This window comes from Variovorax sp. DAIF25 (genome assembly GCF_050711835.1).
In the GTDB taxonomy this organism is placed as follows: Bacteria; Pseudomonadota; Gammaproteobacteria; order Burkholderiales; family Burkholderiaceae_C; genus Variovorax.
The window spans coordinates 2585479-2602522 of record NZ_CP136636.1; the positions used below are offsets into that span (position 1 = coordinate 2585479).

Annotated in this window: 16 protein-coding genes; 9 read left to right on the top strand and 7 right to left on the bottom strand. The window is 70.4% G+C overall.

The window, feature by feature from the left end:
• Positions 1-22 precede the first annotated feature (22 nt).
• From R0232_RS11780 to R0232_RS11795, 4 genes are read right to left on the bottom strand one after another with little or no spacing between them, the layout of a single operon-like run.
• Complete coding sequence (locus tag R0232_RS11780) at positions 23-1141, bottom strand: ABC transporter permease (RefSeq protein WP_093343099.1); 1119 nt, start codon at positions 1139-1141, stop codon at positions 23-25.
• Between the two features lie 13 nt (positions 1142-1154).
• Complete coding sequence (locus R0232_RS11785) at positions 1155-2285, bottom strand: ABC transporter permease (protein ID WP_431512216.1); 1131 nt, start codon at positions 2283-2285, stop codon at positions 1155-1157.
• Entirely contained in the window at positions 2282-4060 is a 1779-nt protein-coding gene (locus tag R0232_RS11790; RefSeq protein ID WP_431512217.1) for an ATP-binding cassette domain-containing protein, read from the bottom strand. Before R0232_RS11790 ends, R0232_RS11785 begins: the two co-directional genes overlap by 4 nt.
• Positions 4057-5073 (bottom strand): HlyD family efflux transporter periplasmic adaptor subunit, encoded by a 1017-nt coding sequence (locus R0232_RS11795; RefSeq protein ID WP_431512218.1) that lies wholly within the window; start codon positions 5071-5073, stop codon positions 4057-4059. Before R0232_RS11795 ends, R0232_RS11790 begins: the two co-directional genes overlap by 4 nt.
• A gap of 93 nt (positions 5074-5166) precedes the next feature.
• On the opposite strand from R0232_RS11795, the gene R0232_RS11800 reads away from it, so the two are divergent.
• Entirely contained in the window at positions 5167-5913 is a 747-nt protein-coding gene (locus R0232_RS11800; protein WP_431512219.1) for a TetR/AcrR family transcriptional regulator, read from the top strand.
• Here the strand turns inward: R0232_RS11800 and R0232_RS11805 are convergent.
• Genes R0232_RS11805 through R0232_RS11815 form a run of 3 tightly spaced genes read right to left on the bottom strand, consistent with a single transcriptional unit; the run spans position 5891 to position 9131 of the window.
• A complete protein-coding gene (locus tag R0232_RS11805; protein WP_431512220.1) occupies positions 5891-7270 on the bottom strand; it encodes a phospholipase D-like domain-containing protein in 1380 nt (459 codons plus the stop codon). The two genes, R0232_RS11800 and R0232_RS11805, sit on opposite strands and share 23 nt — an antisense overlap.
• A gap of 46 nt (positions 7271-7316) precedes the next feature.
• The gene (locus R0232_RS11810; RefSeq protein ID WP_431512221.1) at positions 7317-7982 is read right to left on the bottom strand and encodes a glutathione S-transferase family protein; all 666 of its coding nucleotides are present in this window, start codon (positions 7980-7982) and stop codon (positions 7317-7319) included.
• 27 nt (positions 7983-8009) lie between these two features.
• A complete protein-coding gene (locus R0232_RS11815) occupies positions 8010-9131 on the bottom strand; it encodes a 5-methyltetrahydropteroyltriglutamate--homocysteine S-methyltransferase (RefSeq protein WP_431512222.1) in 1122 nt (373 codons plus the stop codon).
• A 156-nt stretch (positions 9132-9287) separates the two neighbouring features.
• On the opposite strand from R0232_RS11815, the gene R0232_RS11820 reads away from it, so the two are divergent.
• The 8 genes from R0232_RS11820 (at position 9288) to R0232_RS11855 (ending at position 17039) form a co-directional block, all read left to right on the top strand.
• Positions 9288-10394, top strand: a complete 1107-nt coding sequence (locus R0232_RS11820) for a Rieske 2Fe-2S domain-containing protein (protein WP_398496591.1) — start codon at positions 9288-9290, stop codon at positions 10392-10394.
• Positions 10391-11167, top strand: coding sequence for a GntR family transcriptional regulator (locus tag R0232_RS11825; RefSeq protein ID WP_093343085.1), 777 nt, complete (start codon positions 10391-10393; stop codon positions 11165-11167). Before R0232_RS11820 ends, R0232_RS11825 begins: the two co-directional genes overlap by 4 nt.
• A 35-nt stretch (positions 11168-11202) precedes the next feature.
• A complete protein-coding gene (locus R0232_RS11830) occupies positions 11203-12192 on the top strand; it encodes a PDR/VanB family oxidoreductase (RefSeq protein WP_431512223.1) in 990 nt (329 codons plus the stop codon).
• Positions 12193-12355: 163 nt separating this feature from the next.
• A complete protein-coding gene (locus R0232_RS11835) occupies positions 12356-13540 on the top strand; it encodes an ABC transporter substrate-binding protein (RefSeq protein WP_093343082.1) in 1185 nt (394 codons plus the stop codon).
• Between the two features lie 164 nt (positions 13541-13704).
• Complete coding sequence (locus R0232_RS11840; protein WP_057595671.1) at positions 13705-14577, top strand: branched-chain amino acid ABC transporter permease; 873 nt, start codon at positions 13705-13707, stop codon at positions 14575-14577.
• Positions 14577-15575 (top strand): branched-chain amino acid ABC transporter permease, encoded by a 999-nt coding sequence (locus R0232_RS11845; RefSeq protein WP_431512224.1) that lies wholly within the window; start codon positions 14577-14579, stop codon positions 15573-15575. The genes R0232_RS11840 and R0232_RS11845 overlap by 1 nt, the downstream gene beginning before the upstream one ends.
• Complete coding sequence (locus tag R0232_RS11850) at positions 15572-16342, top strand: ABC transporter ATP-binding protein (RefSeq protein WP_431512225.1); 771 nt, start codon at positions 15572-15574, stop codon at positions 16340-16342. The genes R0232_RS11845 and R0232_RS11850 overlap by 4 nt, the downstream gene beginning before the upstream one ends.
• Positions 16335-17039 carry an ABC transporter ATP-binding protein gene (locus R0232_RS11855; protein WP_261213685.1) on the top strand — a complete coding sequence of 235 codons (705 nt, stop codon included), beginning with the start codon at positions 16335-16337 and terminating at the stop codon, positions 17037-17039. Before R0232_RS11850 ends, R0232_RS11855 begins: the two co-directional genes overlap by 8 nt.
• Positions 17040-17044: the final 5 nt, after the last annotated feature.

Sequence of the window (17044 nt, forward strand, 5' to 3'; positions counted from 1 at the left end):
CCAGACGTGGGATGGCGCGCGTTCAGGCGAGCCGGTTCCGGAACAACCAGGCGGCGAGTGGCAGCGTGACCACGGCGATGACCGAGAGCGGAATGAGATTGGCCGCCACCGTCGAGAGCCCGACGCCCTCGAGGTAGACGCGCTGCACCAGGTCGATCGCGAAGCGCAGCGGATTGGCCAGCGTGGCCATCTGCAGCAGCTCGGGCATGTTGCGCACCGGCGTGGTCAGGCCCGACAGCAGCATCATCGGCATCAGCAGCACGAAGGTGTAGAGCATGGCCTGCTGCATGTTGGCCGACACGGCCGAGATCGACAGCCCGATGCCCACGCTCGCGACGGTGAAGAACACCAGCCCGGTGTAGAGCGTGAACAGCGAGCCCGCCATCGGGATGCCGAACCAGAAGCGCGCCACCAGCAGCACCAGCGAGGACTGCACCAGCCCCACCAGCACCGGCGGCAGCGCCTTGCCGACCATGATCTCTAGCGGCGACATCGGCGTCACCAGCAGCTGGTCGAAGGTGCCCTGTTCGCGCTCGCGCGCCACCGACAGCGCGGTCAGCAGCAGCGTCTGCACCATGCTGAGCGCGGCGATCATGCCGGGCAGCAGGTTCCAGCGCGTCTCGAGGTTGGGGTTGAACCAGGCGCGCGACTCCACGGCCAGCGGCGCCGGCGCCAGGCCCGCGCGGCTGCGCAGCTCGGCGTTGTAGCGCTCCACCACCGCGCCCACGTAGCCCGCGGCCGAGCCCGCGGTGTTGGAGTTGCGCGCATCGAGGATCAGCTGCACCGGCGCGCGCTGGCCGGCCGCGAGCCGCTGCTCGAAGTCGGGGCCGAGCTGCACCACCAGCAGCGCCTTCTGCGTGTCGATGACCTCGCGGATGTCGGCCTGGGTGCGCAGCGTGGCGACGCGGTGGAACACGCCGGTGCCGTCGAGCCGCGCGACCAGCTCGGTGGCCGCGCCGCCATGGCTCTGGTCGAGCAGCGCATAGGGCACGTTGCTGAGGTCGTAGGTGGCGGCATAGCCGAAGATCAGGCTCTGCATCAGCGCCGGCACGACCAGGATCACGCGGCTCGCGGGGTCCTTGAGGATCGCGAGCAGTTCCTTGCGACAGAGGTTGGCGATGCGCAGCAGGAAGTCGAGCATGGTGCGGGTCCTTTCAGTCCAGGCGCTTGCGCGTGACCGCGCGCGCCAGCGCCAGCAGGCCCACCGCATAGGCGGCGAGGATGGCGCAGTCGCGCCAGATCAGCGGCCAGACGTCGCCCGCGAGGAACAGCGTCTTGACCAGTTCCATGAAGTAGGTGGCCGGCAGCGCATGCCCGATCACCTGCACCGCCAGCGGCGTGTTGCGCAGGTCGAACAGGAAGCCCGACAGCATCATCGAGGGCAGGAAGGTGGCGATCAGCGCCACCTGGCTGGCGAGGAACTGGTTGCGCGTGACCGAGGAGATCACCAGGCCCAGGCTCACCGCCACGACCAGGTAGAGCATCGAGCTCAGCACCACCACGACCAGCGAGCCGTACATCGGCACCGCGAACAGGAAGCGCGCGGCCAGCAGGCACAGCGCCAGCCCCAGCATGCCGACCGCGAAGTAGGGCACGATCTTCGCCAGCAGGATCTCGACCGGCCGCACCGGCGTGACGAACAGCGCCTCGAGCGTGCCGCGCTCCCATTCGCGCGCCATCACCAGCGCGGTGAGGAAGGCGCCGACCAGCGTCATGATCAGCACGATCAGCCCCGGCACCAGGTACCAGGTGCTGGTGTTGGCGGCGTTGAACCACATGCGCTGCTCGACCGTCACGCTGCCGATGGCGGGCGCGGCGCTGGCGTCGCCGCCGCGATCGGCCTGCCGCAGCGCCGACTGGCCGATGGCCGCGTTGAGGTACTGCAGCACGATGGTCGCGCGGCCCGCGTCGGCGCCGTGCACGATCACCTGCACGCGCGCCTGGCCGGCCGCGAGCGCGCGCGAGAAGTCCGAGGGCACGCGCACGATGGCGTCGATGCGGCGCTCGCGCATCAACCGTTCGGCCTCGTGCATCGAGGCCAGCGGGATCGGCGCGAGCGTGGGCGAGAGCTGCAGCCCGGCCATCGCCTCCTGCGCACCGGGCGAGGCGTCCTCGAACACGATCGCCACCGGCGCATGCTTGACGTCGAGCGACATGCCGTAGCCGAAGATCAGGATCAGCACCATCGGCAGCAGGATGCCGATCGCGAGGTTGCTGCGGTCGCGCAGCAGCTGGCGGAACTCCTTGCGCGTGAGCGAGACCAGGCGGGACCAGAAGCCGCTCATGGCTGCACCTTCTCCTTCCGTGCCTTCTCGACGATGCCGATGAAGGCCTGCTCCATGTCGATGCGGCGCGCATCGTGCTCGCCGTGTTCGTCGCCCAGCGCCTGCGCGCGCACCTCGCGCGGCGTGCCGATGGCCAGCAGCCGGCCCGCGTCCTGGATCACGATGCGGTCGCAGTACTCGGCCTCTTCCATGAAGTGGGTGGTGATCACGACCGTGGTGCCGGCCTCGGCCAGCGCGGTGATGCGGCGCCAGAACTCGCGTCGCGCGAGCGGGTCGGCGCCGCTGGTGGGCTCGTCGAGGAACAGGATCTCCGGCTCGTGCAGCAGGCCGGTGGCCATCGCCAGGCGCTGGCGGTAGCCGCCGGGCAACTGGCCGCTGGGCGCGTCGATCTCGCGCGCCAGGTCGAACTGGCGCAGCACCGCGTCCATGCGTTCGCGCAGTCGCTGGCCGCGCAGGCCGTAGGCGCCGCCGAAGAACTCGAGGTTCTCGCGCACGCTGAGGTTGCCGTAGAGCGCGAACTTCTGCGAGACGTAGCCGATGCGCCGGCGCGCCTGCGCGCGCGCATGGCGCAGGTCGACGCCGGCCACGCGCAGTTGCCCGCCGCTGGCCGGCAGCAGGCCGCAGAGCATGCGGAAGGTCGTGGTCTTGCCCGCGCCGTTGGGGCCCAGCAGGCCGAAGATCTCGCCGCGGCGCACGCTGAAACTGGTGCTGGCGACGGCGGTGAAGTCGCCGAAGCGGCGTACCAGGTCCTTGACCTCGATGACGGTGTCGCCGGGCGTGGAGGAGGAGGGCACCAGCTGCCGCGCGATCGGCTCGGCGGGCTTCGGCGCCGGCTCTTCCTGCGTGCGCAGCAGCGTCATGAAGCCGTCCTCGAGCCGCGGCGCCACGGGCTCGGCGGCCGCGCCATCGAGCAGTTTGTCGATACCTGCCTCGTCCGCGTTGTCGCGCCGCACGAAGCGCACTTCGCCGCCTTGCGGGACCGCGTCCACGATCTCGGCGCGCGCATCGAGCAGCCGCGCCTGCAGCCGCCGCGGCGGCTCGCCGGCCGGCGGCGCCGCCACGAAGCACAGGCCCTGCGCGCGGTCGCGGATCTCTTCGGGCGCGCCTTGCGCCACGAGCCGTCCCTCGCGCAGCACGAACACGCGCGCGCAGCGCTCGGCCTCGTCGAGGTAGGCGGTGCTCACGATGACCGAGAGCTTCTCGTCGTCCACCAGCTGCTGCACGATCTGCCACAGCTCGCGCCGCGACAGCGGATCGACGCCCACCGTGGGCTCGTCGAGCAGCAGCAGCTCGGGCGAGCGCACCAGCGTGCAGGCCAGCCCGAGCTTCTGCTTCATGCCGCCCGAGAGCTTGCCCGCGGGCCTGTCGGTGAAGCGGCCGAGGTCGGTCATCTCCATCAGCCGGCCGTAGCGTTCGCGCCGCTGCTCGCGCGGCACGCCGTGCAGGTCGGCATAGAGGTCGAGGTTCTCCTGCACGCTGAGGTCGTCGTAGAGGCCGAAGCGCTGCGGCATGTAGCTGATGCGGTCCTGCACCGCCTGCGGATCGGTGGCCACGTCGATGCCGAGCACGCGCAGCTCGCCGGCATCGACGCGCAGCAGGCCGGCCATCAGCCGCAGCAGCGTGGTCTTGCCGGCGCCGTCGGGGCCGACCAGCGCGGTCAGCGTGCCGGGCGGCACCTCGAGCGCGATGTCGTCGAGCGCGTGCACGGTCTTCTTCGTGGGCTTGACGACGAAGCGCTTGTGCAGGCCGCGCGCGAGGACGGCAGGGGCGTTCACTTGCCGGCCGTTCCGGAGGACGCGAGCCGCAGCGTGACGGTGGCCGGCATGCCCAGCCGCAGCCGGTCGTCCCTATCGTCGACCATCACGCGGATCTCGTAGACGAGGCTGCTGCGCAGCTCCTCGGTCTGCACGGTCTTGGGCGTGAACTCCGCCACCGAGGCGATGTAGCCCACCTTGCCCGCGATCGCGCGATCGGGCTGGCTGTCGGTTGTCACGCTGGCTTCCTGCCCGGCCTGGATGCGGCCGAGGTCGGGCTCGGCCACGTAGGCCCGCACCCACTTGGGATCGGTGATCGCGAGCGTGAAGGCCGGCCGCTGCGGCGAGGCCATGTCGCCGGGCTCGAGCAGCCGCGCGCGCACCACGGCGTCGATCGGCGCCTTGAGCTCGGCCTCCTCGAGCTCGTGCTTCATCAGCGCGAGCTCGGCGCGCGCCGCCTCGAGCTGGGCCTGGGCCTGGCCGATGTCCTCCTTGCGCGGCCCGCTCACCACCAGTTGCCGCGCCTTGCGCGCGTTGTCGAGCTGGGCCTGCGCGACCTTGCGCCGCGCCTGCGCGCTCTCGAGGTCCTGCTGGCTCACCGCGCGGCCCGCGGTCGACTGGCCGATGGCCTGCAGCCGCGCGAGCTGCTGCGCCGCGAGTTCCGCATCGGCCTGGGCGGCGCTCACCTGGGCTTCGGCCTGCGCGATCTCCTCGGGCCGGCTGCCGGTCTTCAGCCGCAGCAGCGCCTGTTCCTGCACGCCGATGCGCGCCTGCGACTGCGCCACGCGCAGCGCCAGGGTGCGCGTGTCGAGGCGGCCGATGACCTGGCCCGCGCGCACCCGGTCGCCCTCGCGCACCGCGAGCTCGGCCACGCGCTCGCTGCCGCTGAAGGCCAGCGACACCTGGCGCAGGTCGACGTTGCCGTAGAGCACGATGCGGTCGGACGGTGCCGGCGAGCGGCCGAAGTACCAGGCACCGGCGGCCGCGGCGGCCAGCACGACGACGGCGAGGGCGATCAGGGGTTTCTTGGTCATGGCGTTTTTTGGCGAAAGCGGAAGGAGCGCCTGGATCGTATCAAATTCAAATTTGAATTTGAAGTAGGCCGGAAGTTGGGGTAGGCTCGCGCCATGGCCAGCCGCTCCCGTTCTCCTCGTTCGACCGCTTCCTCCGCACCGCCCGCCGCCGAGGCCGAACCGGCCGTGCGCGCGCCGCGCACCGACGGCAACACGACCCGCGCCCACATCCTCGAGACCGCGGGCCGGCTGTTCGCCGAACGCGGCTTCGCGGCCAGCACCAGCAAGGAGATCTGCACCCGCGCCGGCACCAACATGGCGGCGGTCAACTACCACTTCGGCGGCCGCGACGGCCTCTACGAGGCGGTGCTGGTCGAGGCGCACCGCCAGATCGTCAGCGTGGACGAACTGGTGGCGCAGGCGGGCAGCGGCGCCGATCCGCGCGAGCGGCTGCGCGCCTTCCTCGGCCACCTGGTCGAGATGGGCCACCAGCCGCAGGCGCCCTGGGGCTTTCGCGTGATGCTGCGCGAGGCGCTGTCGCCGTCGAGCGCGATGCCCGTGCTGATCCAGAAGGCGGTGCTGCCCAAGGCCAAGGTGGTGCGCGGGCTGATCGGCGAGATCATGGGCCTGCCGGACGACCATCCCTCGGTGCAGCGCAGCGTGATGTTCACGGTGCTGCCGTGCATCGTGATGATGGTCGCGCCCAAGGAGCTGGGCCAGCGCGTGCTGCCCGCGGTGCGCGACACCGAGGCGCTGGTCGACGACCTGATGCGCTACGTGCTCGCGGGCCTCGACGCGGTGGCGCGGGAGGCGGGCGGCCAGCAGGCCGCCGCGCCCGTCAAAGCTGGAAGGCGACGGTGAGCAGCAGCCCCTCGGCCACGTCGCGCAGAAGGCCCGGGCGCCGCGCGCGGTAGGCCTCGCCGGCCGAGGCCGTGGTCTCGATCCACTCGGCCAGCCATTCGATCTCGTGCTCGCCGTAGAACACGACATTGGCCTCGTGGTTCAGCAGCAGGCTGCGCAGGTCGAGGTTGATCGAGCCGCACATCGCGAGCTGGTCGTCGACCACCACCGCCTTGGCATGGGCCATGAACGGCAGCATGCGAAAGCTCACGCCCGCGCGCGCCAGGTCGCGCATGGCGCGCGCGCGCACGAAGTCGGCCAGCCGGTGGTTCGACTGCGCGGGGATCGCGATCGTGACCTGCACGCCACGCCGCGCGGCCAGCCGCAGCGCGTCGCGCAGGCCGTCGCCGGGCACGAAGTAGGGCGTGATCGCTAGCAGCCGATGCTCGGCACGGAAGCAGGCGTCGATCAGCAGCGCATGCGCGGTGTCCTCGGTCTGGTCGGGGCCGCTCGGCAGGAACTGCGCCATCGCGGCACCCGGGCCCTCGGGCACGTCCTCGGCCGTGATGGCGCGCGGCTTGCGGCTGCGCACCGAGGCCCAGTCGTGGTCGAACTGGCGAGCCGCGGCGGCCGCCACGCTGCCGCGCAGGTCGAACGAGAGATCGTGCCAGGCCTCGGGATGGGCGGCGTCGCCATTGAAGTATTCGCAGGCGAGGTTGCGCCCGCCGGACCAGAGCCAGCCGTCGTCGGCGATGGTGAACTTGCGGTGGTTGCGCAGGTTGCGCGGCCCGATGCGGCGCAGGCTGAAGAAGGGCCGGAACACGGCCACCTCGCCGCCGGCCGCGCGCAGCGGGTCGAAGTGGTGGCGCGGCAGCGTGAGCGCGCCGAAGCCGTCGAGCAGCACCCGCACCTTGATGCCCTCGCGCGCGCGCCGCGCGAGCCGCTCGATCACCGAGCGGCCGAGTTCGTCGTTGCCGATGATGAAGGTGCAGACGTCGAGCCGTTCGCGCGCGCCGTCGATCACCTCGAACAGCGCGAGCCGCGCATGCTCGCCGTCGGCATGCAGCCGGATCGCGCTGCGTCCGGGCGGCGCCAGGCCGAAGCTCTCGATCAGGTCGGCCGCCCAGTGGCCGGCCGGCGCCGAGCGCGGCGGCCGCGCCGAGCCCGCGGGGCGCAGCTTGCGCTGGCCGAACAGCAGGTACATCGGCAGGATCAGGTAGGGCAGCAGCACCAGGCCCATGACCCACGCGATGGCGGTGGTGGGCGCGCGCTGCTCGCGACGCGCGCGGGTGGTCAGCACGTAGACCAGCAGCGCGAAGGTGACGACGAGGAAATGCTGGGACGGAGAGGGAAGCCAGTCGAACCCGTTTTTCGGCATGGACCGATGATGCCTGAGCCCGCCGCGCGCCGCCGCGCTTGCCCCCTCAGCGCCGAAGGAAGGCCGGCACGCCGCGGCCCTGCGAGGCCAGGAAGTCCATCATCGGATCGACCACCGCGCGCACCGCGGGCCGCTCGCCCACGCGGTCGCGCCAGGCCACGAGACGCGGCGTCTCGTCGGTCATGCCCGCGCCCTTGCGGTCGGCGAACACATGGGCCATGTAGAACGCGATGTCGGCATAGCCGTAGTCGCCGGCCAGGAACGCGCGGCCGTCGGCCAGCAGGGTGTCGAGCTGGCCGTAGAAGCGCGCGCAGGCGGCGCAGGCCTCCACCGCGGGCGGGCTCTGCATCGCCTCCTGCAGGCCGAAGAGCCTGACCACCTGCGGGAAGAAGACCTCGTCCGAGCGGTGCTCGAGCTGGCGCGCGCGGGCCCGCGCGGCTGCTTCGGCGGGCCACAGCGCGGGCTGCGGATGCCGGTCCTCGAGGTACTCGAAGATCTGGGTCGAGTCGAACAGCTCGACCGCGTCGTCGATCAGCACCGGCACCTGGCCCTTGGGGTTGATGCGCAGCACCTCGGGGTGCCTGGGGCGGTAGTTGTCGTCGCGGTCGAAGGGCACCATCACGAGCTCGAAGGCGATGCCCTTCTCGAGCGCCGCGATCTGGACCTTGGCGCCGAACATGCTGAGGGGGCCGGAGAAGATGTGGGTCGTCATGGCCCCGAGTTCAGCAGAAAGCGCGGCTCAGGTCGATCCCCAGACCTCCTGCGCGGTCTCGACCACCAGCCGCAGCTTGGCGCGCTGCGCCTCGACCGCGATGTTGTTGCCGTGCACCGTGCTCGAGAAGCCGCACTGCGGCGACAGCGCGAGCTGCTCGAGCGGCGCGTACATGGCGGCGTTCTCGATGCGGCGCTTGAGCTCGTCCTTGTCCTCCATCTGGCCGAACTTGGTGGTCACCAGGCCCAGCACCACGGTCTTGCCCTTGGGCAGGAAGCGCAGCGGCTTGAAGTCGCCCGAGCGCGCGTCGTCGTACTCCATGAAGTAGGCGTCGAGGTCCATCTCCTGGAGCAGCGCCTCGGCCACCGGCTCGTAGTTGCCGGCCGCGGCATGGGTGCTCTTGAAGTTGCCGCGGCACAGGTGCATGGCCAGCAGCATGCCCGGCGGTTTCTGCGCCACCACCTTGTTGATGAAGGCGGCGTAGCGGTGCGGCAGCTCGTTCGGGTCGTCGCCGCGCTTGCGGGCCGCCTCGCGCATGTGCTCGTCGCAGAGGTAGGCGAGGTTGGTGTCGTCCATCTGCACATAGGTGCAGCCGGCCGCGGCCAGCGAGCGCAGCTCGTCGCCATAGGCCTGGGCCACGTCGTCGTAGAACGCGGGATCGAGCTCGGGGTAGGCCTCCTTGCTGATGCCGGCGCGGCCGCCGCGGAAGTGCAGCATGGTCGGCGAAGGGATCGTGACCTTGGGCGTGCGGCCGGCCGAGACCTGGCTCCTGAGGTACTCGAAGTCGGCCAGCTGGATGTTCTTGACGTGGCGCACCTTGTCGATGACGCGCATCGCGGGCGGTGCCAGTTCCTCGCTGCCGTCGGGCTTGCGGATCGTGACCGGGATGTCGGTCTTCACGCCGCCGAGCTGGTCGAGGAAGTCGATGTGGAAATAGGTGCGGCGGAATTCGCCGTCGGTGATGCTCTTGAGGCCGATGTCTTCCTGGAACTCGACGATCTCGGCGATGGCCTTGTCCTCGACCGTGCGCAGTTGCTCGGGCGTGATCTCGCCCTTGGCCTTCTGCTCGCGGGCTTCGAGCAGGTATTGGGGACGCAGGAAGCTGCCCACGTGGTCGTAGCGGGCGGGCAGGGTGGCGTGCTGGGACATGAGGATGGAACTCCGGCTTGTCTGAACGAAAGAGGTGGAACGGAACATCGTATCGCCTTGTGTGGCGACGTCGATGTGTACAAAGGGATCGGTGTTTTCCCTTGATTCGGCCGAATCGGCTGGAAATTCTCGTATTTCTGTATACATTGAGTATCCATGGACACGCGATCGCCCCATTTCCCGCTCAACGCCTGGTATGCCGCCGCCTACGACGTGGAGGTGCGGCATGCGCTGCTGCCGCGCACCGTCTGCAACCAGAAGCTGGTGCTGTTCCGCCGCACCGACGGGCAGGTGGCCGCGCTCGAGGACGCCTGCTGGCACCGGCTGCTGCCGCTGTCGATGGGGCGGCTCGAGGGCGATGAACTGGTCTGCGGCTACCACGGCCTGGTCTACAACAGCCAGGGCCGCTGCACCCACATGCCGAGCCAGGAGACGCTCAACCCTTCCGCCTGCGTGCGCAGCTTCCCGGTGGCCGAGAAGCACCGCTTCATCTGGATCTGGCCCGGCGATCCGGCGCTGGCCGACCCCGCGCTGGTGCCCGACATGCACTGGAACGACGACCCGGCCTGGGCCGGCGACGGCAAGATGATCCGCGTGAACTGCGACTACCGGCTGGTGGTCGACAACCTCATGGACCTGACGCACGAGACCTTCGTGCACGGCTCCTCGATCGGCAACCGCGAGGTGGCCGAGGCGCCCTTCGTCGCCACCCATGGCGACCGCTCGGCCACCGTCACGCGCTGGATGGAGAACATCGAGGCGCCGCCGTTCTGGGGCGGGCAGATCCGCCATGCGCGCGGCTACGCGGGCAAGGTCGACCGCTGGCAGATCATCCGCTTCGAGGCGCCGTGCACGGTCAACATCGACGTCGGCGTGGCCGAGGCCGGCAGCGGTGCGGTGCCGAAGAACGGCAACCCGGGCGACCGCGGCAAGGGCGTCAACGGCTACGTGCTCAACACCATCACGCCCGAGACCGACAAGACCTGCCTCTACTTCTGGGCCTTCGCGCGCAACTACTGCCTGGGCGAGCAGCGCCTCACGCACGAGCTGCGCGAGGGCGTCTCGGGCATCTTCCGCGAGGACGAGCTGGTGCTCGAGGCGCAGCAGAAGGCGATCGACGAGCATCCCGACCACCGCTTCTACAACCTCAACATCGACGCCGGCTCGATGTGGGCGCGGCGGCTGATCGACCGCATGGTCGACAAGGAGCGGCCCGCGCGCGCCGCGATCCCGATCCGCGTCGACCAGCGGCAGGCCGCATGAAGGTCGCCGCCAGCAGCAGCGCCGGCGAGCCCGGCGACAGCGGCGCCTCGCAGGCCGTGAAGGCGCAGCTGCGGCTGCGCGAGATGATCCTGGCCGGCGAGCTGCCGGGCGGCGCGCGCATCGCCGAGGTCGCGATCTCCGAGCAGCTCGGCGTGTCGCGCACGCCGGTGCGCACCGCGCTGATGCGGCTCGAGCAGGAAGGCCTGCTCGAGGCCCTGCCCAACGGTGGCTATGCGGTGCGCACTTTCTCCGAACGCGACGTGGCCGATGCGATCGAGCTGCGCGGCACGCTCGAGGGCCTGGTCGCGCGGCTCGCGGCCGAGCGCGGCGCGGCGCCGGTGGTGCTGCGCGAGGCGCGCGGTTGCCTGCAGCGCATCGACGAGCTGCTGCGCGAGCCCGCGCTCGACGACGCCGCCTTCTCGCGCTACGTGACGCACAACGAGCGCTTCCATGCGCTGCTGTGCGAGATGGCCGGCAGCCCGGTGATCGCGCAGCAGCTCGAGCGCGTGGTCAACCTGCCGTTCGCTTCGCCCTCGGGCTTCGTGATCGTGCAGGCCAATTCGCCGGCCGCGCGCGACATGCTGGTGATCGCGCAGGACCAGCATGTGCAGGTGCTCGATGCCATCGAGTCCGGCGAGGGCTCGCGCGCCGAGGCGCTGATGCGCGAGCACAGCCGCATCGCGCGGCGCAACCTGCGCGAGGCGCTGCACGGCGCGCCCACCGAGCAGCAGCGTCCGCTGCCCGGCGTGCAACTGATCCGCCGCCGCGGCTGAGCGGCTTCCTTCTTTTTCCCGGTCCTGGTTCTCCGATGAAAAGCGATCTCCAATGGATGCAGGCGCAGGTGGTGGCGCTGCGCGACCTCACGCCCACCGTGCGCGAATTCGAGCTGCGGCCCGAGGCGGGCACGGCCGGCGGCCACGAGCCCGGTGCCCATCTGCAGGTGCAGGTGACGAGCGCGCAGGGCCAGTTGCAGACGCGCTCGTATTCGCTCGTGGGGCAGGGCGAGCAGGGCGGCTGGCGCATCGCCGTCAAGCGGCTCGACGACGGCCGTGGCGGTTCGCTCGCGATGTGGCGGCTGGCCGTCGGCGACCGCCTGCAGGTCAGCGCGCCGCAGAACCACTTCGCGCTCGACCTGTCGGCGCCGGGCTACCTGCTGGTGGCGGGCGGCATCGGCATCACGCCGCTGGTGGGCATGGCGCAGCGGCTGAGCGCGCATGCGCGGCGCAGCGGCGTGCCGCTGGCCATGCACTACGGCGCGCGCCATGCGGGCGAGTTCGCCTACCTCGACGAGCTGCGCGCATCGCTCGGCGACGAGAAGCTGCAGACCCACGAAGGCGCCGCGGCCATCGACCTCGCGGCCGCCATCGCCGCGCTGCCCGCGGGCGGCCAGCTCTACACCTGCGGCCCGGCACCCATGCTCGAGGCCGTGCAGCGCGCCTGGGCGGCGGCCGGCCGCGCCGCGGCCGACCTGCGCTTCGAGACCTTCGGCAGCAGCGGCCGGCTGGCCGCGCAGGCCTTCACCGTGCGCGTGCCGCGGCACGACCTCGCGATCACCGTGCCGGCCGACTGCTCGCTGCTCGATGCGCTCGACGCCGCCGGCGTGCAGACCCTGTGGGACTGCCGGCGCGGCGAATGCGGGCTGTGCGCGATGGACGTGCTGGCGGTCGACGGCGAGATCGACCACCGCGACGTGTTCCTCAGCGCGCACGAGAAGCAGGCCACCACCCGCATCTGTGCCTGCGTGTCACGCGCGGTGGGTACGCTCACGCTCGATTCCGCGTACCGCGCGGACGCCTGACCGGCACCGATCCACCCCGTTGCGCGATCATCGCGCAGTTCATTTGTCTATCGCGCAACAAAGCGCCGCGCGGGCCCGCGCCTAGGTGAAGGCCCGCGACAAGGAATGTTGCAAAGTGTTGAAAAATAGGCCGATTCCGCTCGTCGCCCCCAAAGGAGAACTCATGCAAAGGCGTCAACTCATCCAGTCCGCGAGCCTCGCCGCGCTCGCGCTTTCCGGCGCGCTGTCCGTGACGGCCGCCCAGGCCCAGGACAACAAGTTCAAGATCGGCCTGATCCTGCCGATGACCGGCCAGTCGGCGTCGACCGGCCGCCAGATCGAGGCCGCCGCGCGCCTGTACATGGCGCAGAACGGCGACACCGTGGCCGGCAAGAAGATCGAGCTGATCGTCAAGGACGACACCGGCCTGCCCGACGTCACCAAGCGCCTGGCGCAGGAACTGGTGGTGAACGACAAGGTCAACGTGCTCGCGGGCTTCGGCCTGACGCCGCTGGCGCTCGCGGTGGCGCCGATCGCCACCCAGTCGAAGACGCCGCAGGTCGTGATGGCCGCGGCCACCTCGAGCATCACCGAGGCCTCGCCTTTCATCGTGCGCAGCGGCTTCACGCTGCCGCAGGTGTCGGTGCCGATGGGCGACTGGGCGCCGAAGAACGGCATCAAGACGGTGGTCACGCTGGTCAGCGACTACGGCCCCGGCAACGACGCCGAGAAGTTCTTCAGCGAGCGCTTCGCGCTCAATGGCGGCAAGGTGATCGACAAGCTGCGCGTGCCGCTGCGCAATCCCGACTTCGCCCCCTTCCTGCAGAAGGTGCGCGACGCCAAGCCCGACGCGCTGTTCGTCTTCGTGCCCTCGGGCGCGGGCGCGGCCGTGATGAAGCAGTTCCTCGAGCGCGGCATGGACAAGGCCGGCATCAAGCTGATCGCCACCGGCGACGTGACCGACGACGACCAGCTCAACGACATGGGCGACGGTGCGCTCGGCGTGGTCACCTCGCACCACTACTCGGCTGCCCATCCCTCGGCCGCCAACAAGAAGTTCGTCGAGGCCTTCGAGAAGGCCAACCCCAAGCTGCGCCCCAACTTCATGGCCGTGGGCGGCTACGACGGCATGCGCGTGATCTACGAGGCGCTCAAGACCAGCAAGGGCCAGGGCGGCGGCGAGGCGCTGCTGGCCGGCATGAAGGGCCAGGTCTTCGAGAGCCCGCGCGGCCAGGTGCTGATCGACGCCCAGACCCGCGACGTGGTGCAGGACGTGTACCTGCGCAAGGTCGAGAAGAAGGACGGGCAGCTCTACAACGTCGAGTTCGACGTCATCAAGGGCGTGAAGGACCCGGGTAAAGCCAAGTAAGGTCCGAACGGCCGGGCCCCGGCCGTTCGGAGCCCCCGACCGTTCGGCCTGAGCCTGTCGAAGGCTTGCGCAGGAGGCGCCCCGGCTTCGACAGGCTCAGCCTGAACGGTGGGGGCGCGAATCCGAAACGGCGATAGAGAGAACCGGCGGTTTTCAGAACTCCCATGCTCACCATTCTTTTCGACGGCATCGCCTACGGCATGCTGCTGTTCGTGCTCGCCGTGGGGCTGGCCGTCACGCTGGGGCTGATGAACTTCATCAACCTCGCGCACGGTGCCTTCGCGATGGCGGGCGGTTATCTCACCGTGTTCGCGATGCAGAAGTTCGGCGTGCCGTTCATGCTGTGCCTGCCGCTGGCCTTCGTGGTCGTGGCGCTGGCCGGCGCGCTGCTCGAGCGCACGCTCTACCGGCCCATGTACGGCAAGCCGCACCTCGACCAGGTGCTGTTCTCGATCGGGCTGGCCTTCATGGCGGTGGCCGCCATCGACTACTTCGTGGGCTCCTCGCAGCAGAACGTGCAGCTGCCCGAATGGCTGCGCGGGCGCACCGAGCTCGGCGACGGCGCGCTGATGCTGGGCATGGGCCACTACCGGCTGTTCATCATCGCGGTCTGCGCGGTGCTCACCGTGGTGCTGCAGCTGATCCTCTCGAAGACCCGCTTCGGCAGCCGGCTGCGCGCCGCAGTCGACGACCCGCGCGTGGCCGCGGGCCTGGGCATCAACGTCAACGTGGTGTTCCTGCTGACCTTCGCGGTCGGCTCGGGGCTCGCGGGGCTGGGCGGTGCGCTCGGTGCCGAGATCCTCGGCCTCGACCCGACCTTCCCGCTCAAGTACATGATCTATTTCCTGATCGTGGTCTCGGTCGGCGGCACCTCGTCGATCACCGGGCCGCTCGCGGCCGCGCTGCTGCTGGGCATCGCCGACGTGGCCGGCAAGTACTTCATTCCGAAGATGGGCGCCTTCACCGTCTACCTGCTGATGATCCTGATCCTGATGTGGCGCCCGCAAGGCCTGTTCACGCGCAAGGGGGGCCGCTGATGGGCGCGCCTTCTTCTTCCTCCTCCGACTTCCAGTCGCCGCTGCTGCGCAAGGCGCGCTGGCATCCGGTCGAGTTCGTGGCGTGGGCCGTGGCCTTCGCGCTGCCGCTGATCACGCCCTCGCACTCGCTGCTGGTCAACGAGATCGCCATCGTCGCGCTGTTCGCGATGTCGCTCGACCTGATCCTCGGCTACACCGGCATCGTTTCGCTGGGCCATGCGGCCTTCTTCGGCTTCGGCGCCTATGCCGCGGCGCTGTTCGCCAAGCTGGTGATGCCCGACCCGACCGTGGGCCTGCTGTTCGCCATCGTGCTGTCGGCGCTGCTCGGGCTGGTGGCCAGCGTCACCATCCTGCGCGGCAGCGACCTCACGCGGCTGATGGTCACGCTCGGCACCGCGCTCTTGCTGCTCGAGCTCGCCAACAAGCTCGACTGGCTGACCGGCGGCGCCGACGGCCTGCAGGGCGTGGTGATGGGGCCGGTGCTCGGCCTGTTCGAGTTCGACCTCTACGGCCGCACGGCCGCCTGGTATTCGCTCGCGGTGATGCTGGTGCTGTTCCTCGTCATGCGCCGGCTCGTGCATTCGCCCTTCGGCGCCACGCTCAAGGCGATCCGCGACAACCGGCTGCGCGCCATGGCGATCGGCATCCCGGTGGTGTCGCGGCTGGCCGTGATCTACACCGTGGCGGCCGGCGTGGCCGGCGCCGCGGGCGCGCTGCTCGCGCAGACCACCGGCTTCGCCTCGCTCGACGTGCTGGCCTTCGACCGCTCGGCCGACGTGCTGCTGATGCTGGTGATCGGCGGCGTGGGCTGGCTCTACGGCGGCGTCGCGGGCGCCATCGTCTTCAAGCTGCTGCAGACCTGGCTGTCGTCGGTGACTCCGCAGTACTGGATGTTCTGGATCGGCCTGATCCTGGTGCTGCTGGTGCTCGTGGGCCGCGATCGTCTGCTCAAGCCCTGGACCTGGTTCGGTGCCGGCAAGAAGGGCGGTGCGGCATGACCGACACCGTGCTTTCCACCCACGGCCTGGTGATGCGCTTCGGCGGCATCACCGCCACCAACAACGTCTCGATGGAGCTCAGGCGCGGCGCGCGCCATGCGCTGATCGGCCCGAACGGCGCCGGCAAGACCACCCTGATCAACCAGCTCACGGGCGTGCTCACGCCCTCCGAGGGTCGCATCACGCTGCTCGGCGAGGACATCACGCGCCTCGCGCCGCACAAGCGCGTGGCGCGCGGGCTGGTGCGCACCTTCCAGATCAACCAGCTGTTCGACTCGATGACGCCGCTCGAGACGCTGGCGCTGGTCGTGTCGCAGCACCAGGGCATCGGCGCGCAATGGTGGCGCCCGCTCGGCGCGACCAAGGCGGTGGCCGAGCGCGCGGGGCAGCTGCTCGAGCAGTTCCACCTGGCCGATGTGGCGCACCAGCAGACGAAACATCTGGCCTACGGCAAGCGCCGGCTGCTCGAGATCGCGATCGCGCTGGCCTGCGAGCCGCGCGTGCTGCTGCTCGACGAACCCGTGGCCGGCGTGCCCGCGGGCGAGCGCGAGGAGCTGCTGCAGACCGTGGCCGCGCTGCCGGCCGACGTGTCGGTGCTGCTGATCGAGCACGACATGGACCTGGTGTTCAGCTTCGCCGACCGCATGACGGTGCTGGTCAACGGCACCCTGCTGACCGAGGGCGATCCCGAGGCCATCGCCAACGACCCGCGGGTCAAAGAGGTCTACCTCGGCCATGGCCAGTCCGCGGAGGCCGCCCATGTCTGAGCTGCTGCGCATCGAGAACCTCAGCGCCGGCTACGGCGAGGCCGTGGTGCTGCACGACGTGTCCTTCGCGCTCGGCGAGGGCCGCACGCTCGCGCTGCTGGGCCGCAACGGCACGGGCAAGACCACGCTGATCAACACCCTCGCGGGCGCCACGCGCCAGCACGGCGGCAGCATCGCGCTCGGCGGCCAGGCGCTGCACCGGCTCGCGCCGCACCAGCGCGCGGCCGCCGGCATCGGCTGGGTGCCGCAGGAGCGCAACATCTTCAAGTCGCTCACCGTGCACGAGAACCTCACGGCCGTGGAGCGGCCCGGGCCGTGGAATCCGCGCCGCGTCTACGAGATGTTCCCGCGCCTGGCCGAGCGCAAGACCAACCTCGGCACCCAGCTGTCGGGCGGCGAGCAGCAGATGCTGGCCGTGGGTCGCGCGCTGGTGCTGAACCCGAAGCTGCTGCTGCTCGACGAGCCGCTCGAGGGCCTGGCGCCGATCATCGTGGAGGAGCTGCTGCGCGCCATCCGCCGCATCACGCGCGACGAGGGCCTGGCCGCGATCGTGGTCGAGCAGCATCCGCAGGCGATCCTCGCGATCTCCGACGAGGCCGTGGTGCTCGACCACGGGACCATCGTGCATGCCGACAGCGCGGCCGCGCTGCGCGCGCAGCCGCAGGTGCTCGATCGCTTGCTGGGCGTGGCGCGCTGAGTCGC